Annotated in this window: 25 protein-coding genes; 10 read left to right on the forward strand and 15 right to left on the reverse strand. The window is 70.3% G+C overall.

The window, feature by feature from the left end:
* Positions 1–11 precede the first annotated feature (11 nt).
* The 3 genes from VNJ48_RS19800 to VNJ48_RS19810 form a co-directional block, all read right to left on the reverse strand.
* A complete protein-coding gene (locus tag VNJ48_RS19800; RefSeq protein WP_325605334.1) occupies positions 12–371 on the reverse strand; it encodes a hypothetical protein in 360 nt (119 codons plus the stop codon).
* A 127-nt stretch (positions 372–498) separates the two neighbouring features.
* Complete coding sequence (locus tag VNJ48_RS19805; protein WP_325605336.1) at positions 499–1,113, reverse strand: sigma factor; 615 nt, start codon at positions 1,111–1,113, stop codon at positions 499–501.
* 122 nt (positions 1,114–1,235) lie between these two features.
* Positions 1,236–2,189: a helix-turn-helix transcriptional regulator gene (locus VNJ48_RS19810; RefSeq protein WP_325605338.1), complete on the reverse strand. Its 954-nt coding sequence runs from the start codon at positions 2,187–2,189 to the stop codon at positions 1,236–1,238.
* Between the two features lie 100 nt (positions 2,190–2,289).
* Here VNJ48_RS19810 and VNJ48_RS19815 point away from each other — a divergent pair, with 100 nt between their 5' ends.
* On the forward strand, positions 2,290–2,973 hold the full coding sequence (locus tag VNJ48_RS19815; protein WP_325605340.1) for an alpha/beta hydrolase: 684 nt from the start codon (positions 2,290–2,292) through the stop codon (positions 2,971–2,973).
* A 29-nt stretch (positions 2,974–3,002) separates the two neighbouring features.
* Here the strand turns inward: VNJ48_RS19815 and VNJ48_RS19820 are convergent, their stop codons facing one another.
* Together VNJ48_RS19820 and VNJ48_RS19825 are read right to left on the reverse strand one after the other, a co-directional pair.
* The gene (locus VNJ48_RS19820) at positions 3,003–3,971 is read right to left on the reverse strand and encodes a hypothetical protein (protein ID WP_325605342.1); all 969 of its coding nucleotides are present in this window, start codon (positions 3,969–3,971) and stop codon (positions 3,003–3,005) included.
* Between the two features lie 5 nt (positions 3,972–3,976).
* Positions 3,977–4,192: a hypothetical protein gene (locus VNJ48_RS19825; protein WP_325605344.1), complete on the reverse strand. Its 216-nt coding sequence runs from the start codon at positions 4,190–4,192 to the stop codon at positions 3,977–3,979.
* A gap of 173 nt (positions 4,193–4,365) precedes the next feature.
* Here VNJ48_RS19825 and VNJ48_RS19830 point away from each other — a divergent pair, with 173 nt between their 5' ends.
* Positions 4,366–6,207: a DUF1800 domain-containing protein gene (locus tag VNJ48_RS19830; RefSeq protein WP_325605346.1), complete on the forward strand. Its 1,842-nt coding sequence runs from the start codon at positions 4,366–4,368 to the stop codon at positions 6,205–6,207.
* A 10-nt stretch (positions 6,208–6,217) separates the two neighbouring features.
* Complete coding sequence (locus VNJ48_RS19835; RefSeq protein WP_325605348.1) at positions 6,218–7,477, forward strand: DUF1501 domain-containing protein; 1,260 nt, start codon at positions 6,218–6,220, stop codon at positions 7,475–7,477.
* Positions 7,478–7,650: 173 nt separating this feature from the next.
* On the opposite strand, the gene VNJ48_RS19840 is transcribed toward VNJ48_RS19835, so the two are convergent.
* Complete coding sequence (locus tag VNJ48_RS19840; protein ID WP_325605350.1) at positions 7,651–8,643, reverse strand: SDR family NAD(P)-dependent oxidoreductase; 993 nt, start codon at positions 8,641–8,643, stop codon at positions 7,651–7,653.
* On the reverse strand, positions 8,640–9,086 hold the full coding sequence (locus VNJ48_RS19845; RefSeq protein ID WP_325605352.1) for an SRPBCC family protein: 447 nt from the start codon (positions 9,084–9,086) through the stop codon (positions 8,640–8,642). The genes VNJ48_RS19840 and VNJ48_RS19845 overlap by 4 nt, the downstream gene beginning before the upstream one ends.
* A 119-nt stretch (positions 9,087–9,205) precedes the next feature.
* Between VNJ48_RS19845 and VNJ48_RS19850 the strand changes: the two genes are divergently transcribed.
* The 3 genes from VNJ48_RS19850 to VNJ48_RS19860 all read left to right on the forward strand — a co-directional run bounded on the left by VNJ48_RS19850 (position 9,206) and on the right by VNJ48_RS19860 (position 11,574).
* Entirely contained in the window at positions 9,206–9,562 is a 357-nt protein-coding gene (locus VNJ48_RS19850; protein ID WP_325605354.1) for a metalloregulator ArsR/SmtB family transcription factor, read from the forward strand.
* Between the two features lies 1 nt (position 9,563).
* A complete protein-coding gene (locus VNJ48_RS19855; RefSeq protein ID WP_325605356.1) occupies positions 9,564–10,052 on the forward strand; it encodes an SRPBCC domain-containing protein in 489 nt (162 codons plus the stop codon).
* 64 nt (positions 10,053–10,116) lie between these two features.
* Entirely contained in the window at positions 10,117–11,574 is a 1,458-nt protein-coding gene (locus VNJ48_RS19860) for a hypothetical protein (protein WP_325605357.1), read from the forward strand.
* An 82-nt stretch (positions 11,575–11,656) separates the two neighbouring features.
* Here the strand turns inward: VNJ48_RS19860 and VNJ48_RS19865 are convergent, their stop codons facing one another.
* Positions 11,657–12,667, reverse strand: coding sequence for an aldo/keto reductase family protein (locus VNJ48_RS19865; protein ID WP_325605359.1), 1,011 nt, complete (start codon positions 12,665–12,667; stop codon positions 11,657–11,659).
* Positions 12,668–12,753: 86 nt separating this feature from the next.
* On the opposite strand from VNJ48_RS19865, the gene VNJ48_RS19870 reads away from it, so the two are divergent.
* Positions 12,754–13,380 carry a class I SAM-dependent methyltransferase gene (locus tag VNJ48_RS19870; RefSeq protein ID WP_325605361.1) on the forward strand — a complete coding sequence of 209 codons (627 nt, stop codon included), beginning with the start codon at positions 12,754–12,756 and terminating at the stop codon, positions 13,378–13,380.
* A 1-nt stretch (position 13,381) separates the two neighbouring features.
* On the opposite strand, the gene VNJ48_RS19875 is transcribed toward VNJ48_RS19870, so the two are convergent.
* Entirely contained in the window at positions 13,382–14,584 is a 1,203-nt protein-coding gene (locus tag VNJ48_RS19875) for a hypothetical protein (RefSeq protein ID WP_325605363.1), read from the reverse strand.
* An 84-nt stretch (positions 14,585–14,668) separates the two neighbouring features.
* Positions 14,669–15,514 carry a patatin-like phospholipase family protein gene (locus VNJ48_RS19880; protein ID WP_325605365.1) on the reverse strand — a complete coding sequence of 282 codons (846 nt, stop codon included), beginning with the start codon at positions 15,512–15,514 and terminating at the stop codon, positions 14,669–14,671.
* 132 nt (positions 15,515–15,646) lie between these two features.
* Here VNJ48_RS19880 and VNJ48_RS19885 point away from each other — a divergent pair, with 132 nt between their 5' ends.
* Complete coding sequence (locus VNJ48_RS19885; RefSeq protein ID WP_325605368.1) at positions 15,647–16,453, forward strand: GTPase domain-containing protein; 807 nt, start codon at positions 15,647–15,649, stop codon at positions 16,451–16,453.
* A gap of 130 nt (positions 16,454–16,583) precedes the next feature.
* On the opposite strand, the gene VNJ48_RS19890 is transcribed toward VNJ48_RS19885, so the two are convergent.
* From VNJ48_RS19890 to VNJ48_RS19905, 4 genes are all read right to left on the reverse strand, one after another.
* Positions 16,584–16,961 carry a hypothetical protein gene (locus VNJ48_RS19890; RefSeq protein WP_325605370.1) on the reverse strand — a complete coding sequence of 126 codons (378 nt, stop codon included), beginning with the start codon at positions 16,959–16,961 and terminating at the stop codon, positions 16,584–16,586.
* 312 nt (positions 16,962–17,273) lie between these two features.
* Positions 17,274–17,846: a class I SAM-dependent methyltransferase gene (locus VNJ48_RS19895; RefSeq protein ID WP_325605372.1), complete on the reverse strand. Its 573-nt coding sequence runs from the start codon at positions 17,844–17,846 to the stop codon at positions 17,274–17,276.
* A 29-nt stretch (positions 17,847–17,875) separates the two neighbouring features.
* Positions 17,876–18,742 (reverse strand): aldo/keto reductase, encoded by an 867-nt coding sequence (locus VNJ48_RS19900; protein WP_325605374.1) that lies wholly within the window; start codon positions 18,740–18,742, stop codon positions 17,876–17,878.
* 23 nt (positions 18,743–18,765) lie between these two features.
* Positions 18,766–20,067: a cation:proton antiporter gene (locus VNJ48_RS19905; protein WP_325605376.1), complete on the reverse strand. Its 1,302-nt coding sequence runs from the start codon at positions 20,065–20,067 to the stop codon at positions 18,766–18,768.
* 65 nt (positions 20,068–20,132) lie between these two features.
* On the opposite strand from VNJ48_RS19905, the gene VNJ48_RS19910 reads away from it, so the two are divergent.
* On the forward strand, positions 20,133–20,810 hold the full coding sequence (locus tag VNJ48_RS19910) for a hypothetical protein (RefSeq protein WP_325605378.1): 678 nt from the start codon (positions 20,133–20,135) through the stop codon (positions 20,808–20,810).
* 27 nt (positions 20,811–20,837) lie between these two features.
* On the opposite strand, the gene VNJ48_RS19915 is transcribed toward VNJ48_RS19910, so the two are convergent.
* Positions 20,838–22,403, reverse strand: a complete 1,566-nt coding sequence (locus tag VNJ48_RS19915; RefSeq protein WP_325605380.1) for a peptide chain release factor 3 — start codon at positions 22,401–22,403, stop codon at positions 20,838–20,840.
* Between the two features lie 126 nt (positions 22,404–22,529).
* On the opposite strand from VNJ48_RS19915, the gene VNJ48_RS19920 reads away from it, so the two are divergent.
* The gene (locus VNJ48_RS19920; protein ID WP_325605382.1) at positions 22,530–23,189 is read left to right on the forward strand and encodes a hypothetical protein; all 660 of its coding nucleotides are present in this window, start codon (positions 22,530–22,532) and stop codon (positions 23,187–23,189) included.

A 23,189-nucleotide genomic window follows, 5' to 3' on the forward strand; every position in this document is an offset into this window, starting at 1 on the left:
CCAGGGGCTCACTACTCCAGGTGCATCGCGGCGGCCTCCGGGCCGCCCTCGTCGTCGAGGTTGACGCGTTCCGCGTCCACGTCGCCCAGCACGTCGTCGTCAGGGTCGATGGCGTCGGGGTCGTCGCTCGCGGGCGTCGGCTCGGCGCCGTACTCGATCGTCGCGATCGGGTCGGACTCCTCCTGCATGATGCGCATGCTGAGCGTCTCGTCCTCGACCTCGGCCATCTCTGCGCCGCGGGGCTGGCGGTCCGGCGGGCTCCAGGGCACGTCGTCGGTCGCGCTCGGCTCCTCGAGGTTGATCTCGGCGGTCGCCCGCTCCGCCGCGTCGCGGTCGCTCTGGCCGAAGTCACCTTCGTTGTGGTTGCTCATGCCGCCACCCTGTCCCCGATGCCGGCCACGGACAAGGGCGATCCACCCTCAAGGGCGCGGCGAGCGCGGTCCTGCGGGCGATGGAACTCCACGCTGGGAATCGCTGAGCCGACCATCACGGCATCCCTCAGCCAGCCATCGTTCCCCCGGGGTCACGGAGCTCCAGAAGCCCGTCGCGCATCCGCAGGCGCGCAGTCCCGGCAGGCAGATCGGTGAGTTCCTCGACCTCGGTGTGGGTATATCCCCCGAAGTAGGCCAGCTCGACGGCCTGGCGCTGGTTCGGGGGGTCGTCGACCAGCCCGCAGGCCGCACCGTCAGCTGTCTGGACACTGGGACCACCAGACGCAAGGGGCGCCGCCATCGACCTGGCTCGGCGCACGATGCACTGGTGAACGTTCATCAGGATCCACGAGATCGGGCTGCTGTCCGCGGACTTGAAGCATGCCGCGTGCATCCACAAGTGAAGATAGGCCTCCTGGACATACTCTGCCGCCTGGACAGGGTCGTGGACGAGGCGCAGTCCCAGGCCATAGGCCCGAGCGCACGTGGCGTCATACACCGCAGAGAACGCCGCTTCGTCACCCTCGGCTGCCTGCTTCAACAGCGACAGCAAGGCGTCGGGCGGGAGCGACTCGTCGACCGCATCGGTGGCTGCTTCCCCCGACTGGGCGCCCACGCCCGACACGGTGGCGCGCCGCCACTCGGGGAGGTGGGGCAGACGCTCTGTCCTTGGCGTTGTCATGGCACTCCGGAATCCCACTGGGTTACCGGGGTCCGGGGCAACGGTGACGGCTCGAACAACAGCCAGTTTACAAGGTAAGGGCGGCGAGGCCCCGAAGTCCAGCATCGGGTCACCCCGAGGGACTACGGGGCAGCCGCGCGCGCCATCCTGGCAGCCACCTCGGCCACGGCCGCGCGGAGCTCCGGCCCGCCCTCCACGGTGATCTCGAACGGCAGGCCCGCCAGCCACTCCCCGGCATACATCTGCGGGTTGCTCGTGCTGCCCGTCACCACGCAGCGCTGCTCGTCGAGGGCCTCGAGGCGACCCATCGTGGGGCGCAGGTACGGCGCAACGTCGGCCATCGGCGCGTGGATGACGACCCGCGCCTCGTGGGCCCACCCGGACGCGAGGTTCTCCTCCAGCACCGCAACCGGATCGAGCCCCTCGGGTGCCTCGAAGGTCCGCGTGCCGTCGCCCACTGCCGTCACCCGGTCGATGCGATAGGTCCGGACGGCGTCGGCGTGGTGGGCGAAGCACAAGAGGTACCACCGTCCATAGCGCACGACGACCGACCACGGGTCGACCTCGAAGGCGTGGCTGTGCCCGGCGGCGCTGCGATAGCCGATGCGCACCTGCCGCTGGGCCGCCACGGCCTCGACGAGTGCACTCGTCAGGACGGGGTCGGGACGCGACCATCGATCCGGTACGGCGCGGGCGTGCTCGCGCATCGTCGCGGCCTGGCCCCCGACGTTGCGGGGCAGAGCGCGGATGATCTTCCCCAGGGCCGAACCCACGGGGTCGTCGTTGTCGGCGGCCGCATGCCGGCCGTCCAGGACCGCCATCACCAGACCGAGCGCCTCGGTGGCGCTGAACACGAGCGGAGGCAGCCGCAGCCCGCGGCCGAGCCGGTAGCCGCCGTACGGCCCTCGCACCGACTCGACCGGGATCCCCGCCTCGCGCAGGATGGCGACGTAGCGGCGGGCCGCGCGTTCGCTGACCCCGAGACGCTCTCCGAGCTCGTCGGCCGTGCAGCCCGGCCGGCTCTGCAGGATGTCCAACGTGCGCAGCGCCCGCGCGGTGGGGCTCGTCTCTCGCATGGACCCACTCTCACATCCGCCCGGTTCGATCCGGAAGCAGACCGTCCGGAACCAGACCTACGGTGACTTCATCACCACTCGAGACTTCTGGAGGAACGACATGGACATCGTGCTCATCGCAGGCATGTGGCTCGACGGATCGGCATGGGACCTCGTGGTGCCGGAGCTGGAGAAGCTCGGCCACCGGCCGGTCCCGCTGACCCTCCCCGGTCAGGGCGACGGCGACGTCACGGCCAGCTACGACGACCAGGTGGCGGCGGTGCTGGTGGCCGTCGACGACGCCGACGGCCCGGTCGTCGTGGTCGGTCACTCCGCGGCGTGTGTGCTCGCTTGGGTGGCTGGGGACGCGCGGCCGGACAAGGTGGCCGCACTGGCCCTGGTCGGCGGGATGCCCAGCGCCGACGGCAAGACCTACTTCGGCTTCTTCGAACCCGTCGACGGGGTGGTGCCCTTCCCCGGGTGGGAGCCCTTCGAGGGACCGGACTCCGACGACATGTCGGCCGAGCTCAAGGCCGACGTCGCGGCCGGCGCGATCGCCGTACCAGCCGCTGTGACACAGGGCGTGATCCGGCTCAGCGACGAGCGTCGCTACGACGTCCCGGTCACGATGGTGTGTCCTGAGTACTCCCCGGCCGACGCCCAGGAGTGGGTCGCGGCCGGCGACATCCCGGAGCTCGCGAAGGCGAGCCGCGTGGACTATGTGGACATCGACTCCGGACACTGGCCGATGTTCACCAGGCCGACCGAGCTGGCCGCGATCCTGGCCGACTGCGCGACCGACTGAGGCCGGGACCCGAGTCGGAGCGACACAGGTCAGCGGTGGCTGCACCAGGCCTGCCAGTCGACGACCACCCAGAGGTATTTGCCGTCGCCCGTCGCGCGGGCAGCCGTGAGTCGTCCCCTGGGAAGCGGCTCGACGGTCCAGGGGCGCCCTCCCCCGCCGGTCCACAGCTGGGGTCCGGCCTCGGCACTCTGGAGAGCCAGCACGACCTGGGTGGCGGAAGCTCTGGAACTCGAAGCGGGGGTTCCGGGCTTCAGGACGCAGACCATGGGGTGGTCGGGTTGCAGGGGCACTTCCGGGGTCTCCAGGGGGGTGCCGTAGTCGTCGAAGAGGAGCGGCAGACCGCCACGGTGGCCCGCGACAGCCCCGTACATCCCTGAGTAGATGTCAGTGAAGGCGTCGGGTGCCGGTTCCAGGTCGGCGCGGATCCAGCCGTCGTCCGGGTCGCCGACCCAGAGCTGATGGCCCGGCTCCTGCCCGTCGCCTCTGAGCAGACCTGCGACGTACACCGAGACGGCACCCTGTCCTACCAGCAGCGACGCCGACCGCGGGTCGTCCTCCGCCGCCCACAGGCCGGGGTCGTCGGGGAACTCGCCGCACGCGACGTCGACGACCCTCAGCCGGCCGTCCTGGTCAAGCGTGACGAGATACGAGTCCTCGTCACCGCAGACCGGCCACAGCCGGACGAGGTCGCTGGTGTCCGCGTCGTCGCAGACCATGAACGCCTCCTGCGGGCCCCCTGGCCAGTCGGGGTGGCGATTTTCGAGCAGGTGGAGCGGCGGCGGCCCGTCGATCGCCAGCTGGATCTGCTCCGAGACGGCGGCGAACGACACCGGGTCCGAGCCGACAACCTCGAGGACCTTCACTCCGCTCTCGGGGTCGACGGAGGCCACGAAGGGTCCCCCGGCGAGGTGGCCGTACATCACCGCCGTGTCGTAGTGCCCACGCTCGAGGCCGGTGATGACAGCGTCGCCCAGCGCGATGCGCTGCCAGTCGTCCACCACCCTCAGGTCTCCTCGGGCCGGTCGTGCGCTCGGGAGTCGATCTCGTCGGTGTCGACCATGTCGCCGATCTCGGCGTTGCCGGCCGGCTCGGCCTCGAGTGCGGCCTGTCGTTCGTCCTCGTCGACGCGGTGTCCGGCGCCGGGGAAGATCGACGGCGGACACTCCTCGTCGTCACTGCGGTCGGGGTCTGGCCACTCGTCGGTGGGGTTCGTGTCCACCTCGCCGACACTACGACACCGCTTGCCCGCACGGGTCCCGACTGGACTGGACAACCTTGCGCATTCGTCGACGCGTTCGGTCGTTGACTGCCATGCTGGCAAGAACCTCTTGACGGACGGGCACCGACCGCGCTGTCAGCCGGTCCTCAATCGTCCTCTCGGAGAGCGTGTCCGTGCCACATCGCCTGATCCCTGCACAGCCCGTCGAGGCCTCGACGGACCTCGACGCGTCCCCGGGGCTGTTCTCCCGGCGCGGCCTGTCGTGGCGGGCTGCTGCCGGACTGGCGGCCGCGGTGGGCGCCGCTCCTCTCCTGGCCGGCAGCCCCGCCGACGCCGCTGAGGCTGCATGGGGTCCCAAGCACGCCAAGGTGTGCCAGCACAAGCACCGGTGCGAGAAGCACCGCAAGCACACGTGCCGGCACAAGCACAGGTGCAAGCACCGGCACCACAAGCGCCCGACGACCCAGACACCTGCGCCCGCCCCGACGCCGACGCCGACACCAGTGGCGACGCCGACGCCCACCCCGACCAGTCCGGACCCGTCCCCACCGCCCCCCGTGCCCGGCGACGACCCGGACTTCGTCGCCTCCCCCCTGCCCACCGCGTGGTCCCTCCACCTGGGCAACCGTTTCTCCTACGGCGTGACCCCCGGCCTGCACCAGTCGATGCGCGAGGCCGGCAGCCCCGACGCGTGGTTCGAGCGGCAGCTCGACCCCGCCTCGGTCGCGGACACCGACACGGACGCCATGCAGGGGTGGTGGGTCTCGATCGACGCCGACCACACCACCATCGCGCAGCGCGACAAGGACGGGATCGAGGGCGGCTGGTCGGCCATGGCCAACTACGCGCGCTGGTGCCTGCTCCGTCGGATCTCCTCGCAGCGCCAGGTCCTCGAGGTGATGACCGAGTTCTGGGAGAACCACCTGCACGTCCCGGTCCATGACGACGGCGTGTGGACCTACCGCGCCGCCTACGGGAAGCTGCTCCGCAGCCACGCGCTGGGTCGCTTCGACCAGATGCTGGTCGCCGCCATCACCCACCCCGCCATGGGCATCTCGCTGGACAACGCGTCCTCGACCAAGCGGGCCCCCAACGAGAACCTCGGACGCGAGCTCCTCGAGCTGCACACCGTCGGTCGCGGCAACTTCACCGAGGACGACGTGAAGTCCTCCGCGCGCATCCTCACCGGATATCGGGTGGACATGTGGCGCACGTGGAACGCGACGTACAACGAGACAAGCCACTGGATCGGGCCGGTCCAGGTCATGGGCTTCGCGCACGCCAACTCGGTCCCCGACGGTCGCCCGGTGGCGGAGGCCTACCTCACCTACCTGGCCCACCACCCCCTGACGGCAGCCCGGATCGCCCGCAAGCTGGCCGTCCGCTTCGTCTCCGACCAGCCGTCCGAGCAGCTCGTCGCCGAGCTCGCCCAGGTCTACCTCGCCAGCGGGACCGCGATCGACCCCGTGCTCCGCGCACTCGTGGCTCACCCGGACTTCCGCTCGGCCGCCCGCCTCAAGGTCCGCACGCCCACCGATGACGTCGTGGCGACATACCGCGCGCTCGGCGCCCAGGTCGTCCGCCCGACGGCGAGCTCGTCCGCGGCCAACGCGATCCTCTGGCAGGCCGACTCGATCGGGCAGTCGCCCTTCAGCTGGGGCCGCCCCGACGGCCAGCCGCAGGACAACCGTTCCTGGTCGTCCGCCACGCGTGTGCTGGCCTCGTTCCAGTTCCACTACCAGGTGTCCGGACGTTGGTGGCCGAAGCAGGACGTCGTCTACCGCGCCCCGATCGACTGGGTGCCGACCCCCGGCATGCGCTTCGACGCGCTGGTCGACCACCTGTGCAGACAGCTGCTCGGGACACCTGCCCCGGCACGCCTGGTGCAGGCTGCCTGCCAGGCCACCCAGACCACGGCGGACGCCGCCATCACCGCCACGCACCCCATCGTGGGCTGGAAGATGCCGATGCTGCTGACGACGCTGCTCGACAGCCCCGACCACCTTCACCGCTGACTCGGAGCTGATGATGATCGAACAACTGCCCTGTTGCGAGGACTACCTGCGCACCTCGAGGCGCGGCTTCCTGCGCGGCTCCCTCGCCCTCGGTGGCGCCGCCGCGCTGACGGTCGCGCACGGGTCGACGCTGGTGCAGACGGCGTACGCCGCAACGCCGGCCGAGCGGGTGCTGGTCGTGCTCTCCATGCGTGGTGCTGCCGACGGCCTCAGCCTGGTCGTCCCGCACGCCGACCCCGTCTACTACCAGGCGCGGCCCTCGATCAACGTCCCCAGTGACCGGTTGCTGGCCAAGGACGGAATGTTCGGGCTGCACCCGTCGCTCGCCCCGCTCATGCCCCTGTGGGCCGGCAACAAGATCGCGGCGATCCATGCGACCGGTCTGCCGGTGGCCAACCGGTCGCACTTCGCGGCGATGGAGGAGGTCGAGGACGCCGATCCTGGTTCTCCCGAGCGGGTCGGGTGGCTCAACCGACTCGTCGGCCGCGACGGCCCCGGCTCGCCGATCGAGGCGATCCAGCTGGGCGGCGGGGTCCCGAACGCCGCCATGGTCGGGCCCCAACCGGTCCTGGTCACCACCGGAGTGGACGGGGTCAGCCTCGCCGGCGCCTCCGACGCTGCCTCGGAGGCAGCACGCAGGGCGGCGCTGCTGTCCGCGTGGAGCGAGTCCAGCGGCGAGCTGGCGACCGGCGTCGACACCGCGCTGGACGTGGTCGCTGACTTCGCCCCGGTCCGGGCCAGCTCGACCACCCCGGCCAACGGAACGGTCTACCCGAGCAACGACCTCGGCCGGGCCCTGCACGCGTGCGCTCGGACCATCCGCGCCGACGTGGGAGCGGAGATCATCACCGTCGACCACGGCTCCTGGGACCACCACACGTGGATCGGGCAGCCCGACAACGGGAACCTCAAGCGGATGGCCGACGCCTTCGCCGGCTCGGTCGGCGCCTTCTTCGCCGACCTCGGCCCACTGGCCGACAAGGTCACGTTGGTGACCATCAGCGAGTTCGGGCGCCGGGTCGTCGAGAACGCCAACCAGGGTCTCGACCACGGACACGGCAACGTGATGTTCGTGATGGGCGCCGGGGTCAAGGGTGGCTACTACGGCAACTGGCCGGGCCTGACGAACACCTCGGACGCCGACCTGCTGGTCACCACCGACTACCGCAGCGTGCTCAACGAGGTCGTCACCCGGCGGCTCAACGCCTCCACTGCCCAGGTCTTCCCCGGGCTCGCCCCTCAGGACCTCGGCTTCATCACCGGCTTCTGAGGCTCACCGACCTGACTGTTCACCATGGGATGTAGGTGAATAGGCACTTCCCTGGGTCAATTGACCACAGGAAGTGCCCATTGACGAACATCCCATGGTGGAGCGACAGCAGCGGGCGTGTACGTCCGCGATTCGACCACGGCGGACGTCGTCCGGCCCAGGCCAAGTCCGACCTACGAGCCCGCGTCGAGGTCGGTGCTCCGGGTCAACCAGGCCCAGGCGGCGCTCCGCCCGTCCTGGCCGACCCGGGTGGTGGGCAGAAGGTTGATCGGACGCGCGCGCCGGTCGTGCCAGAACAGGCCGGCCGGCGGGACCGGCTCCACTGCGACGAGCCAGACGCTGGTGTCGGCGCCCTGGGCGTCGTCACGCAGCACCGGTCGGGTGATCGCCCGGAAGCGAGGGAGCGAGTCCTGCACACCCGGGGTGTCCGCCCACCCGGGGTGCATGGCCGACAGGTGGATGCCGTCGAGCGACCACCGGTCGGCCAGGATGGGCAGCATCTCGACCTGCATCCGCTTGGACCGTGCGTAGGCCGTCGTGGGTGAGTAGTCGCCATCCAGGAATCCGGGGTCGTCGGCGCGAAGCACCTGGCCGTAGAGGCCGCCGCTGCTCACCAGCACGACTCGTCCCCCGGCGAGCTGCGGGCGCAGCGCCTCGGTCATGACCACCGGGCCGACCAGGTGCACGGCCATGCTCAGCTCGTGGCCCTGGGCCGACTCGGTGCGCTCGGGGGGCATCACCCCGGCGTTGTGGATGACCGCGTGGATCGTCGACAGCTCGTCGCCGATCACGCCAGCAAAGCGGCGTACGTCGTCGAGGTCGCCCACGTCGCACCGCCAGACCCGCAGCTGGGCGTCCGGCCTCCGCTGCGCGATCTCGGCACGCACGCGTTCGCCCTTGGCCTCGTCGCGCACCACGAGGTGCACGGTCGCACCGAGGGCGGCCAGTGCCTCGACGGTCGCGACCCCGAGGCCGGAGCTGGCGCCGGTGACGAGCACGTCCTTGCCCTCGAGAGCGTCCGCCGACGGGTCGGCGGGCCACCCGGGCAGGGCACGGCGCACGCGCAGGCCGATCGTGGTGTAGCCGAGCACCATCGACCGGTCCATCGCCGTGTCGAGCGCTCGCGCCACCAGCGGCGGGCGGCGGCCGTGTTGGTAGGGGGTCACGCTGAACTGGGGAGCCGGTCGAGGCAGGTCTTGAGCTGGTCGACGGTCTTGTTCGCCAGACGGGGGAGATACGCCTTGACGAGGGGTACGGCGAGGCGCGCGACCCCGTTGAAGGCGAACTCGGCGGTGTAGGTGACCTCCGAGCCCTGGCCGTGCGCGCGGATCCCCAGCACGTCGTGGCCGTCGAACTGCTCGTTGTGGCCGGTGAAGTGGATGCGGGTGGGGCGCTCGAGCTCGGCGGTGCTGTAGGCGATCTGGGTCTCGCGTCCCATGAACGACGAGACGTTGCGATAGATGGTGCCCACCTCCCCGCCGCCGTACGTGCGCTCGCACGACACGGTGCCGGGGTCCCACTCCTCCGCGTTGGTGAAGTCGGCGAGATAGTCGAAGACGGCCTCGGGTGCTGCGGTCGTCGTGAAGGTACGAGTCACGGTCGGTTTCATGAGGAGCTCTCCTGGCGTCGCGGTCTCTCCTCACGTTACGGGGGTCGACCTCACCGAAAACCCACCCAAGAGGAGAGAAGACTTGACAACATACAACCAGTTGGTTGTATGTTTGTCTCATGACCGACAGCGAGGACAAGGCAGACGCCATGTTCCACGCGCTCGCCGACCGCACCAGACGCGACATCCTGCGTCGGGTGCTTGCCGGGGAGCACTCGGTCTCGACGCTCGCCGCGTCCTACGACATGAGCTTCGCGGCGGTGCAGAAGCACGTGGCCGTCCTGGAGCGCGCCGGCCTGATCACCAAGCGACGCAGCGGTCGCGAGGCACTGGCCAGCGGCGACGTCGAGGCCGTCCGCTCGGTGGGCTCGATGCTCACCGAGCTGGAGACCGTCTGGCGCGGACGCATCGCCCGCATCGACGACCTGATCGCCATTCCTGACCCTGAGCCCAACCCCACCGAGAGGAACGACTGACATGCCCGTCACCGACGTCACGCACGACCTGGACAACCTGACCCTCACCATCGAGGCCGAGTTCGCCGCCCCTGTCGAGCGCATCTGGGAGGTGTACGCCGACGCGCGCCAGCTCGAGCGCGTCTGGGGTCCGCCGCTCTACCCCGCCACGTTCGTCGACCACTCCCTGACGCCCGGGTCGCGTTCGACGTACTTCATGACGAGTCCCGAGGGCGAGAAGTACGCCGGCTTCTGGGACATCACCGGCGTCACCGAGCCGACGGAGTTCACCTTCGACGACGGCTTCGCCGACCAGGAGTTCAACCCCGTGCCCGAGATGCCGCTCTCGCACGCCGTCTACACGTTTGCCGACCACGACGGCAAGACACGCGCCACCTACCTCGCGACCTACGAGTCGGCCGAGGGCCTTAAGAAGGTGCTCGACATGGGTGTCGTCGAGGGCGCCACGTCGGCGATCAACCAGATCGACGACCTCGTCGCCGGAGGTTGAGCTGACCGGCCCCCGTGGTTGACTCGGCCCCTCGCACGACTCGAGAGCGACCACGGGGGATCCGATGACTGGACGATGGAGCGCGGCCCTGCTCGTGCTGGCCCTGACTGCGGGTGGCTGCACTACCGACGACGGCGGGACCGGCGAGAGCCCGAACGCATCACCGAGCGGATCCCCGTCGAGCGCGGAGCCTGACTCGTCGGTGGGACCTGCCGCGGACGCCGCGGCGGCGGCATACCTGAGCGATCTCGAGCGCTACCAACGCGCGGTCGCGCGAGTGGCGGCCCGGACCGAGGCGTTGGCGGTGGACGACCCGCCCAGCAAGTACCGCGCCGCCGACAGCGCGTTTGTCTCGACCCTCGACGAGGCGCCCGAGCTCGGGGTCGTCGAGGGGGGCGCCGAGGCCAGTGAGTCCTACGCGCGGGTGGGCGAAGTCGCCGAGCATGCGCAGGGGTTCATCGACGAGCACGAATGGATGGCACGTTGGGACGTACGGAACTACTTCGGCCTCAGCCTGGACATGTTCGGGATCACCTTCGATCAGTACAAGCAGGCGTACCGCGAGAGAGGGGACTTCGAACGCATCATGGCCGGCCCCGGTGAGTCATCGGTCAAGTTGAAGGAGGCCCTCCAATTCCAGGTCGCGGCCAACCTCAGGAGCCTGGTGACCGTACGCCGCAGGATCAAGGGCATCGCCGGAAAGGACTCCTTCACGCCCTCGCTGCGCGATCACCTGCTGTCCGAGATCGACCGCAATGCCGCACTGGGCGAGCGCTACGCCGAATACGTCAAGACGGTGCCGGCGGCAGCCATCAGACGCCAAATCTTCACCGACGGATTCTCGTCCGGGGCCGCGATGCCCAGCGACGGGGTGGCCCAAGCCCCACCCAAGAGAACGGTGGACGTTCGCAACCATTTGGCCAACGCCTTGTCACGACTCCTCGCTGCGGGCAGGAGCGGGCAGGGAGAGCTCCCCGTCGCCGGCGACATCTATCGCCAGCTCGTGACTGGGCTCTTCGTGCCCCCCAGCTTCGGCAACTACGACGAGCGCAAGAGGCGGGTGGACGAGCAGCTCTACTGGCTGTGGCGCATCCGGGAGATCGAGGACACCCCGGACGATGTCTTCGAGAACGCTCGGCAGACGATCAAGCTGCAGAACCAGGTTCGACCGAGCATCTTTGACTACAACGTCGACAACCCTTTCGACGAGCTCTCGGCCATCACCGCAGTGATGGGCGCTCTCGTCTACGACCCCGAGGCTACGACGGCGAACAAACCGTGGCTCATCGAGCTGCTCGCCCGTCCCTACCCCGACGCGCTCGGCGAGGCCGTCGTGCTGGCACGTGAGGCAGCCGAACTGATGCCCGATGACGGCTCGCCCGCCTCGCCCGAGCTCATCGAGATCGGTCCCCGGTTGACGAAGGCGATGCAGCGGGCTGCGCGCGACCTCGACCTCACGGACCGGCACCGCAAGCTCTTCCGTACGGCGATCGCCGGCACCCGCCCGTCCAGCACCGCCTGAGCCGGGTAACGCCTCCACGCGCACTCCCGTCCCACTGATGGGGGCGGGAGTGCTTTGTTGGTGGCGGGGCCTGCGGCGCCCCTCAGGCGACCCGCGCCTGAGGGGACGTCTCCTTCGTCTTGCCGGGGTCGCGCTCGATGACCTCGCCCAGGGCGGAATCGATTGCGGCGAGCGCGTCGGCGTCGAGCTTCACACCGGCTGCCTTGACGTTCTCGGTGACCTGCTCGGGGCGCGAGGCGCCCACCAGGGCGGAGGCGACGTTGTCGTTCTGCAGCACCCAGGCGATCGCCAGCTGAGCCATCGTCAGGCCGGCATCGTCCGCGATCGGCTTGAGCTTCTGGACCTGGGTCAGGACGTCATCGCGCATGAAGCGCTTGATCATGTCGGCACCGCCCTTCTCGTCCGTGGCCCGCGAGCCCTCGGGGAGCGGCTGGCCGGGGACGTACTTGCCGGACAGCACGCCCTGGGCGATGGGGCTCCAGACGATCTGCGAGACACCGAGCTCCGCGCTGGTCCGCACGACCTCGTCCTCGATCACGCGCCAGAGCATGGAGTACTGCGGCTGGCTGGAGATGAGCTGCACGTTGAGCTCACGCGCGAGCTCGACGCCCGAGCGGATCTGCTCGGCAGTCCACTCCGAGACCCCGATGTAGAGCGCCTTGCCTTGGCGAACGACGTCGGCGAACGCCTGCATCGTCTCCTCGAGCGGCGTCTCCGTGTCGAAGCGGTGAGCCTGGTAGAGGTCGACATAGTCGGTCTGGAGTCGCTGCAACGAGCCGTTGATCGACTCCATGATGTGCTTGCGCGAGAGGCCGGTGTCGTTCTTCCCACCGGGCCCGGTCGGCCAGTAGACCTTGGTGAAGATCTCGAGCGACTCGCGTCGCTCACCCTTGAGCGCCTCGCCGAGCACGGTCTCGGCCAACGTGTTGGCGTAGACGTCGGCGGTGTCGAACGTCGAGATCCCCTCGTCGAGGGCCGCGCGCACACACTGGGCGGCCATGTCGTTCTCCACCTGCGACCCGTGGGTCAGCCAGTTGCCATACGTGATCTCCGAGATCTTGAGCCCGCTGTTGCCGAGGTATCTAAAGTCCATGTCCTCCAACCTACGGACCCTTCCCTGACGCGATCACCCCCTATGGGAGGGCTGGCGTCTGGTGCACACTTCGGTCAGGAGGTCAGATGAGCGAGCACGAAAACCCGCACAGCCAGGACTGGGACGAGCGCTACGGCGACGACCAGCTGTGGAGCGGGCATGCCAACGAGCAGCTCGTGGTGGAGGCGAGCAACCTCGAGCCCGGTACGGCGCTGGACGTCGGTGCGGGCGAGGGCGCGGACGCCATCTGGCTGGCCGAACGAGGCTGGCAGGTCACCGCCATCGACGTCTCCGCCAAGGCACTCGACCGGGCCGCGCGGGCGGCCGCAGCGGCCGACCTCGCGGTGGACTGGCGGCCCATCGGGCTGGAGGACCTGGAGAATTTGGAGGACGCATCGACGTACGACCTCGTCAGCGTCTTCTACCCCGCGCTGCTGCGTGGCGACGGGACGATCATCGAGACGCTGCTGGCGTGCGTTGCTCGGGGCGGGCTGCTGCTCGCGGTCCACCATGCCCACGTCGATCGGGACCGCGCGCGCGAGCACGGCTTCGACCCGGACGACTACGTCCGGCACGAGGACCTCGTCGCCGCCCTCACCGACCGCGACGGGTGGGACATCGACGTGGTCGAGGAACGCGGCCGGACCGCTCCGGAGGGCCCGGGGGCACACCACCACTCCGACCACGTGCTGCGGGCGCGGCGCTCAGGCTGACTCAGCGGCCACCGCTCGCGCGGCGGAAGGTGTTGTCGTAGGTCTCCAGCAGACCGACGGGACCGTGTCGCTTCAATAGGCCCGGCGCGGGGTCGGTCATCGTCACCTGCTCACCCAGCGGACGAGGACCGAGCCGCAGCCACTGCACGACGTTGAGTGGCTCGCCGGTCGTCGAGTAGTTGCGGATCTGCCCGGACGCGTTGATCTCGCGGCGGACGGCCGCGTGCGGGTCGTAGAGGAAGGCCAGGGGGCTCAGCGGCAGGGTCTGGGCCGTCCTCAGCTTGGCGATCACGCCCGGCACGTTGCCGTCGCGGCCGCTCGCGATGAGGGCCCGGGCGAAGTCGGCGTCGCCGAGTCTCGCCGAGTTGAAGGTGACGGCTCGAGCGCCGGTCGCCACGGCCCCGGCTGCCGCGAGGTGCCCGCCGAGGGAGTGACCCGTGAAGGTCAGGTTGCCCGCGCCGACCCCAGCGGCCACGCGCTGGGCCAGGGCGATGGCCTGCCCGCCCTGGGGCGAGGGGAGGTTGAGCCCGTTGGGGATGTTGGTGCCGCCGAAGTCCTTGAGGTCGATCCCGTCGGAGCCGCGGAACGAGAGCACGGTGCGGCCGTCCTCGGCGCGATAGATGCGCGCCGCGAAGCCGGTGCGTTCGTCGACGAGCATGCGCTCCGTGACCCCGAGCTGGCGCAGCTCGTCGGCCGTGAGCTCGCGGTAGCGGCTGGCCGCATCGGCCAGCCGGCCGTCGGGGTAGACGGCCGTCGCCAGCTCGAGCAGGTCCCGGTCCGCACGGTTGCCGGGTGCGAGGGTCCCGACCGGCGTGGGCGTCCCGAGCGGCGTGGTCGCCGTGGGGACACCGACAGCCGGGGTGGTCGGCGGGGTGCCCGTCAGCGTGCTGGGCAGGGCGCTCAGCAGGCTGCCCGAGGTGGTGGTCGTGACCCCGCTTGCGCGCTCCTGCTCGGCGACCTCGACGAGGGCCTGTTGGCCGAGCTCGCGCAGCTTGGTGGCGAGCGCGACGAGGGCCGGGTCGTGGGCCTGCTGCCAGGTCTGGGAGAACTCGACGCAGTCGCGACCCCACCAGGCGCGGCTCGACAGCTCGCCGACCACGCCTCGCAGCTGACGGGCGACACCATCCATCCGGTCGGCGTCGGCGAGCAGGCCGTGCGCGAGGTCGGTCACCAGCTCGGTGTCCATCCCGACCATGGTGGTCATCGCGCCTCCCTCGTCCACTCCTTGACCTGAGTGTGCGGTGGCGTGAGGGGTCCCGGGAAGGCCGACGCGGGCGGAAGGTTCCTCCTAGCGCGCCACCGCGGTCCAGGCCGCGCGGATCTCCTCGAGGACGTCTCCGGCCTGGCGTCGTCCTTCTCGGGCCGCGTCCGGTCGACGCGCAGGATCGAGGACGTTGGACCCGAAGGACGCCAGTGACCGCTTGTCGGGAGTGACCACCACGTGCCGCTCGGCGCGGCAGCGTCCGAGCTGGGTGGAGATGCGGGTGCTGCGGCTGACCGCGTGGGGCAGGGGCGCGAGGACCACCACGACGTCCTCGGCATCGCTGGCCACGTCGGCGTTGGTGGTGGAGCGCATCCCGCCGTCGATGTAGGGCGTGTCGTCGATGGACACCGCTGGCCACACGATGGGTACGGCGCAGCTGGCAGCCACCGCGTGCACGAGGTCGACGCCGCTGTCGCGGGTGAAGGTGACGAACTCCCCCGTCTCCGCGTTGACGGCCGTGATCCGCAGGTCGCGGTCGGGCCACTCGTCCACGCCGATCCGCGACCGGATCACCTCGACCCGCTCGAGGCCGCCAGGGGGATGAGCCCGCAGCGCCACCCCTCCGAGCCGGCGACGCCTGGTGCGCGAGGCCGCCGGGAAGAGCATCCGCGGCACCAGCGGCAGCATCATGCTGCGGCGGTAGTCCGGGGCGCCCAGCTCGCGGCTCGGCGGCTGGACCTGCTCCTCGTAGACCTGGTCCACCGGGCGCGTGGTGAGCAGGGCGCCCACGACCGACCCGGCCGACGTCCCGACGACGACGTCGGCCGTGGACAGGTCGACACCCTCGTCGGCCAACCCCTTGATGATCCCGGCCTCCCAGCCGATGCCGGTCAGGCCGCCGCCACCGAGGACGAGTGCTGTGCGAGGCATGCCGCGACCCTACGACGTCGGACCAGCGCTCCCCCGGGGTCATAGGCTTCTCGTCAGTGGGTGGACACGGACCGACGGGTCCACCCTCAGAAGTCGGCACCTCAAAAATCCGGCGCCGCCGAGGAGGCCCCCGTGTCACGATCAGTCACCCGCATCCGATCCGTCCTGCCCACGTCGGGTCGTACGGCCCTGGGCGCCACCATCGCCGGCACGGTGCTGACCGGGCTGGCCGCTGCGCCCGAGCGGGTGGGTCGTCTCTTCCGTCACCGCTACCCCACCGTCGCGGTCACCGGCATGACCGGTGTCGGCAAGACCCAGCTGGCCGACCGCCTCGCGCGCCGCTCCTCGAGCGACAGCGTCGCCGAGGTGGGCTCCGCGGTGATGGAGCGTCGCACCCGGCGCTCGGCGCGGCTGCACGGCTTCCGCTTCCTGGTCGTCCCGGGCGACAACGCCGCCACCCGGCTCGGTGCCCTCGACGAGGTGTTCCACGACGAGCCTGTCGACGGGGTGATCCACGTCGTCGCCAACGGCCACGCCACCGGCCGGCGTACGGGCGGGACCACCGGTGCCGCGACGGCGACCCGCCAGGAACAACTGGCCGCCGAGCTCGAGGACTGGGCCATCACCTCGCACCGGATCGCCTCGATGGCCGTCCGCCGCGACAAGCCGGTCTGGCTGGTCATCGCGGTGACCAAGGTCGACCTGTACGCCGACGAGCTGGACGACGTCCTGCGCTACTACTCACCGGGCAGCGGGTCCCCCTTCGGCGACAAGGTGGACGAGCTCCGGGCGCTGGCTGGCGGTGCCAAGCTCTCGATCGACGTGCTCCCGGTGTCCAGCCAGGGCGGTGACCGCAAGGCCGCCATCTCGGCCAGGAGGGCAGGCGAGATGGTCGACGCCCTCGCCGGCCGGCTCGCCCAGCTCAGCGGTCACGTGTGAGGCACGCTGGTGGTGAGGGCGAGCCACCTTCGGCGAAGTGACTTGACGTAAGTTCACTTCGCCGGAGGCCGCGCGTTCGTGAGTCGCCCCCAGGCGGCGGTCGCCCAGCCGGTGCTGGCCAGGCCGTCGCTCATGCGGGCCTGCCGCTCAGGTGCGCGCGGAGGAGGTCGCCCAGCCGTTCGACCGAACCACTGAGGCCGTCGAGCTCAGCAGGAAGCACCACGGGTTGCAGGCCCTCCGAGGTCCGGGCGAACACCACCGGCGTGCCGTGAGCGGCCACCGCGTCGGCGACATCGACCGGCAGCTCGTCGAGGTGCAGCAGGTCCATGGGCACATCCAGCCGTGCGACCAGCTGGTCCCACTCCGGTCGGCGTCGGACGCGGTTGTGGGTGAGGTCGCACAGCGCGCAGTGACGGGTGCCGCGCACCTTGCCCCAGAGGTAGGCCACCTCGCCGAGCAGGCTCCCCTTGGCGTCGTAGACGCCGATCAGGCGAGTGGTCTCAGGCACAAATCGGACGGTAGCAAGACGTGTCGAACGATCAGCTGCGGCTAGGTCTTGCCCGTCGTCTCCGCTGTCGTCCGGGAGGTCCCAGCTTCCCATGTAGGGGGGATCCGTCGCGTCGTCAACCAAGCGGGAGACGCGCGTTCCGCCAGACGGTTTCCGAACGATGCTGCTGTGAATCGCGTCCGTGGACAGCAGGAACCTTCGGAATGTGAGCACTCACCCACTCGCCGGGTGCCTGACCACGCCCACACGGTGGCGTCCCTGTGGTGCCACGGACTGACCCTGGGGCACCGCTGTCCTCACACCGCCGCTTGCTCAGCGCCGGCTGGTCAGCAGGTATCTCTCGTCGTCGATGGTCTTGCCCCAGAAGACGTCCTCCGGCAGATGGCGGACCGTGACCTCCGACCGGGCGGTGCGCACGATGGCCTCAGCCTCGTCGGCACGCAGACCCACACCGTTGCCCCAGCGGCCCTCCACGAGGACGACCACGCCGGCGGGGGCGAGGAGCTCGACCCAGGAGGCGAACGCCGCCACCGGGTCCGACATGGCCCACAGCACGTGTCGGCACAGCACCACGTCGTAGGCCCCGGCCTCGAGCCCGGGCGCTGCCGCGTCGCCGACCTTGAAGTCAGCCTCCGGGACCTTGGACCGGGCACGGCGGATCATCTCCGGCGAGATGTCGACGCCGGCAACGGTGTATCCCTCGTCCACCAGCAACCGCGCCAGGGTGCCTGTGCCGCAGCCGAGGTCGGCCACCCGGCCAGGAGCAGGCGGGAGCACGCCGAGCAGCAGCTCGCGCCACGCGGAGCGAACCTCGGGGTCGGCCAGGCCGTGGTCCGGCTCGTCGTCGAACGAGGCCGCTTCGAGGTCCCACATCTCACGAGTCACCGGATGACCGTAGCGGTCCCCGTGCTCGCTCAGCCGTCGAGCCGAGCAAGCTCCTCGGCACTCAGCTCCAGATCGGCTGCCGCGGCGGAGTCCTGCACCGAGCTGGGTCGCTTCGCGCCTGGGATCGGGATGACGCACGGGGACTGGGCGAGCTCCCACGCCAGGGCCACCTGCTGGGCGCTGACCCCGCGTGCCTGAGCCACTTCGGCGAACGCCGGGTGCTTGGCCGCCAGCTCCTTGGCGTCTCCGAGGCCGCCGAGCGGGCTCCAGGGCAGGAACGCCAGGCCCAGCTGTTCGCAGACATCGATCTCCGGTGCGCTGCTGCGGAAGGCGGGGCTGAACTGGTTCTGCACGCTGACCAGGGCGTCGCCCAGCACGGCGTGGGCGGCGCGGATCTGCTCGGGGTTGGCGTTGGAGAGGCCGACCTTGTCGACCTTGCCGGAGTCGGCGATCTCCCGGAGCGTGCTGATGACCTCGTCGTAGGGGACCTTGGCGTCGGGCCGGTGGTGCTGCCACAGCGCGATCTGCTCGACCCCGAGCCGTTGCAGGCTGGCGTCGACCGCGCCGCGGAGGTGGTCGGCCGAGCTGTCGGTGTCCCAGCCGCCACCTTCGGTGCGGACGTGTCCACCCTTGGTGGCGAGCACGACCTGGTCGGCGGCGCCGAGCTCGGCGAGCAGGGAGGCGATCAGCCGCTCGTTCTCGCCCTGGGCGTCGGCACCCTTCTCGTCCCCGGGGCCGTAGGCGTCGGCGGTGTCGAAGAGCGTGACGCCTGCGTCGAGGGCCGCCCGAATGGTGTCGAGGAGCTGCTGGCGTGGCTGTGCGCCGGTCTGGTCGAAGGTCATCAGGCCCAGGCCGATCGCGCCGATCTGGTGGTTGCCGAGGGTGCGTGTCTGCATGTCCTGCACCCTACGACTCGGTCCTAGGAGTCGGCCTCTTGCTCGACCTCGTGCTTGGCGTCCAGCCGGGTCATGACCGGCGTGGCCAGCGCTCCGTGGATGAACACGGAGGCGATCACCGTGAACGACACCGTCGACCACAACCAGTCCTGCCCCAGCTCCGGCGCCTCACCTGCCGCATACGCGAGGTAGTACAACGAGCCGACGCCCCGGACGCCGAAGAAGGCGGTCGCCCATCGGTCGGATCTGTCCATGGACCCCTGCTGCGGCGGCTTCGCCCAGGCGGCGAGCGCGAGGGCGCCCGCAGCGGGACGGACGACGAGGATGAGGGCGAGTCCGATGGCGACACCGCGCCAGTCCAGCGCCTCCAGCAGCCCGCGGGTCACGGCGACGCCGAGGACCAGCAGCACGAAGAGCGTCAGCAGGCGTTCGAGGCGCTCCATCACCTCGTGCATCGCCGCGTGGTAGTCGTGTGACCGCTCGGCCGAGCGGAAGGTCATCGCACACACGAAGACGGACAGGAATCCATACCCGCCGACGACCTCGCCGGCGCCGTACGCCGTGACCAGCGCAGCCAGCGCCATCAGGGACTCGCCCCGCTCGGCGACGCGGAGCGACTCGGTGTTGGAGCGGAACGCGAGGTAGGCCAGGATCCGGCCGACGACGATGCCGGCGACCACCCCGATGACGATCTTGGCGACGAGGTAGAAGCCCAACCACTCCAGCGCCCAGTTGGAGACGGCGCCCTTGGTCGCGAGCAGGATGGCGACGTACACGAACGGGAACGCCAAGCCGTCGTTGAGGCCCGCCTCCGAGGTGAGGGTGAAGCGCAGCTCGTCGGACTCGTCCACCTCGTGGTCGTCGCCGGTCTGGGGTCCCGCGACCTGGACGTCCGAGGCAAGGACCGGGTCGGTGGGTGCGAGCGCTGCTCCGAGCAGGATGGCGGCGGCCGGGGCCAGCCCGGCCACCCAGCCGAGCATGGCCACCGCAGCGATGGTGAGGGGCATCCCGATGAGGAGCAGCCGCCAGGTCGCGCCCCACCGTCGCCAGCTCTGGGGGTTCCGGAGCTCAAGGGGACGGTCCAGTGCCAGTCCGACGCCCATCAGGGCGACAAGCACGACGAGCTCGGTCACGTGCTCGATGGCCGCTCGGTTGGTCTGCGGGTCCAAGGGCATGCCGTCGGGCAACGGCGTCAGGCCGATCAGCATCCCCACCGCGACCAGGACCATCGGCGCGCTGACGGCCCAGCGGCTGAGGACCGCGGGCAGGACGACAGCGAGAAGCAGACTGCCGCCGGCCACGAGGTAGACCAGGTCGGCTGTCACAGGCAAATGTGTACCCGACGTGGTCGTGTTGATCGCCGCGGGGGCACGTGGGGCAGGCTGGACCCATGACCTCGACCGGTGCCGCCCCTCAGGATGCCCGCGCCGGTGACCCCCGTGACGTGGGCGAACGCATCGCCTCCTGGCTCGAGGGCCTGGGCCTGGCGGACCACCTGGCCGAGGCCGGACTACCCGCGTTCGAGCGCGATCAGCGGGGCGTCGCCGTGTGGACGGACCCTGCGACCGGCGACCCCATGACGCGCGACCAGCTCCAAGCCCTCGAGGCGTTGCTGCACGCCGAGGGTGAGGATCCGGCGTACGCCGTGCCTGTCTCGCTCCTCACGGTCGCTCGGCAGGCCCGACTGCGAGCGGACCTGCTCGGGGGGCCGTGGTTCACCTACGAGACGCTCGCCGCGCTGCGCGGCACGTCCCTTGACGCCACGCGCTTCATGATCCACAAGACGGCCTCCCTCCACGGGTTGCTCGTCGTCGACCATCAGGGCAGCGTGCTCGTGCCTGCCTTCCAGATGACCACCGAGGGGGAACCCCGTCCTGAGCTGGGGCCGGTCCTCCGCCCGTTGCTGGCCGCGGGCATGGACCCGTGGAAGGCATGGATCTGGCTGACCCAGCCGGCCGGGCTGCTCGCCGGGTTGGTGCCGGAGCAGGCTGCCGCCAAGCCTGACACCGCGCGCCTCGTCGCGTACGCCGCAGTGCGGCTGGCCGAACGCGTGGCCTCGTCGTCCTGAGGTCCGCGTGAGATCAGGACCGCGGTCCTAGGCACCGCCGGCCGGGAGTGGCTCGAGCATGACGTCCGGCTTGTCCCGGGCCGTCGCGGTCGCCCGCCACTGGTCGGTGAAGATCGCGATGTGGGTGCCGTCCGAGCGCTGCAGCACCTCGACGCCGCGCGCGCCGGCAAGGGCCGCCGCACCGTCCGCGTCGGTCCGCCGCGCCACCTTGTAGTCCAGCGAGGACAACCGGATCGGTGAGTTGAACTCGTTCGCCATACGTTCCTCGACGACCTCGAACTGCATGGGACCGACAGCAGCGAGCACCGGGCTCTGGTCTCCGCGGAGATCGGAGCGCAGCACCTGGACCACGCCTTCCTGGTCGAGCTGTTCGATGCCTCGGCGGAACTGCTTGTAGCGGCCGATGTCCTTGGCGCTGGCCGTCATGAAGTACTCCGGGGCGAAGGTCGGCACCGGGGGGAACTCGATCGGGTCCCCGGCGTAGACGGTGTCTCCCACGCGCAGCGCCTGCGCGTTGACGAAGCCGACGATGTCGCCGGGATAGGCGCGCTCGATCGAGGAGACCTCCCGGCCGAAGACCGCTTGGGCGTACTTCGTGGCGAACGGCTTTCCGGTGGCGGCGTGCGTCACGACCATGCCGCGCTCGAAGTCGCCGGACACGATGCGGGCATAGGCGAGTCGGTCGCGGTGCGAGGCGTTCATCCCGGACTGCACCTTGAAGACGAAGGCGCTGAAGTCGTCGTCGACGTCGCGCGGCGTGCCGTCCACCCCGAGGACCGTGCCGGGCGGCGGAGCGAGGTCGAGCAGCAGGTCGAGCAGCTGCGCGACCCCGAAGTTCTGCAGCGCGCTGGCGAACATGACCGGGGTCGTCTCCCCCGCCAGGAAGCGCTCCTGGTCGTGGTCGGCGTCGTCGGCCGAGAGGAGCTCGTGCTCCTCCACTGCAGCGGCCCACACGTCGGCGTCGGTGTCCTCCACCTCGGAGGCAGGCATCCGGATCTCGGGAGCACGCGTGGCTCCGCCGGCCGTGCGGGTGTACTTCACGAACTCGCCCGTACGCCGGTCCAGCACACCGCGGAAGTCGCCGGCCTCGCCGACCGGCCAGGTCAGCGGGGTGGGGCGCAGCTTGATCTGCTGCTCGATGAGGTCCATCAGCTCGAGGGCCGCGAGTCCCGGCCGGTCCCACTTGTTGATCACCGTGATGACCGGGATCCCTCGCAGGGCGCAGACCTTGAACAGCTTCAGCGTCTGCGGCTCGAGCCCCTTGCCCGCGTCGACCAGCATCACGGCGGAGTCCACGGCCGACAGCACCCGATAGGTGTCCTCGGAGAAGTCACTGTGACCCGGGGTGTCGACCAGGTTGATCACGTGGTCGCGGTAGACGAACTGCAGGGCGGCCGACGTGATCGAGATGCCGCGCGCCTTCTCCATGTCCATCCAGTCCGAGACGGTCGCCCGGCGCCCACCCTTGCCGTGCACTGCTCCGGCCTCGGTGATCACCCGAGCGTGGAGGGCCAGCGCTTCGGTGATCGTGGACTTCCCGGCATCGGGGTGGCTGATCACTGCGAACGTACGGCGGCGGCGTTTGTCGGACACTCCCCGCAAGTTACCCGCGAACGGCGCCCCGGACGGCATCTGCGCGCATGGGGCAGGTCCCACGGTCAACACCCGTGTGGTCCTAGAGTGGATTGACCGTTCCGATTCGCGACAGTGAGGTGACAGATGCAGCTGCAGTCCGCCATCGTCCCTCCTCCGGAGGTGTACGCCGAAGCGTTCGCCGCGGCACAGAACCTTCGACTCGCCCCAGTCGAGGTCGTCGAAGAACAGCCGACCGGCCTCTTCCAGCGCCTCGCTCGCGGCTCCACCAAGCAGGCGCCCTCACCACCCCCTGAAGTCGTGCCGTCCGTGGTCCCCGCTGAGCAGGCGTTCGTGCGGCTCACGCGCTTCGGCAACGTCAGCAACGACGACACCGAGACGCTGGGTCTCGCTCTCGGCGTGGATGCCTGGGACTGGCCGGCGCCGGTCGTCCACGTGAGCGGCCTCGTCCTGGACATCACGGCTCCACGACCCACGATCACCGCCGAGCTCGACGGCGACGTCGACGGCCTCCGCACGATCTTCCGCAGGGTCCTCGCGGTGGCGCAGAGCCAGCGCTTCTTCCTCGACCGGCGGATCTTCCACGCCCAGTTCCCCGTCGCCACCATCGAGGTCGGGGACGACGTGCCACTTCGGGAACGTCTCGAGCTCGACACCGCCGCCTTCGTCGGGATGGAGTGGCAGGTCACGCACTTCTCCCTGCTGGCTCTCTCCTTCGGAGACACCTCGAACACCTTCGAGGAGATCGCGGTCGTCCCGCTCGGCGGAGCCGGGCTCGCCGGCTGA

This window comes from Nocardioides sp. (assembly GCF_035576065.1).
GTDB lineage: Bacteria > Actinomycetota > Actinomycetes > Propionibacteriales > Nocardioidaceae > Nocardioides.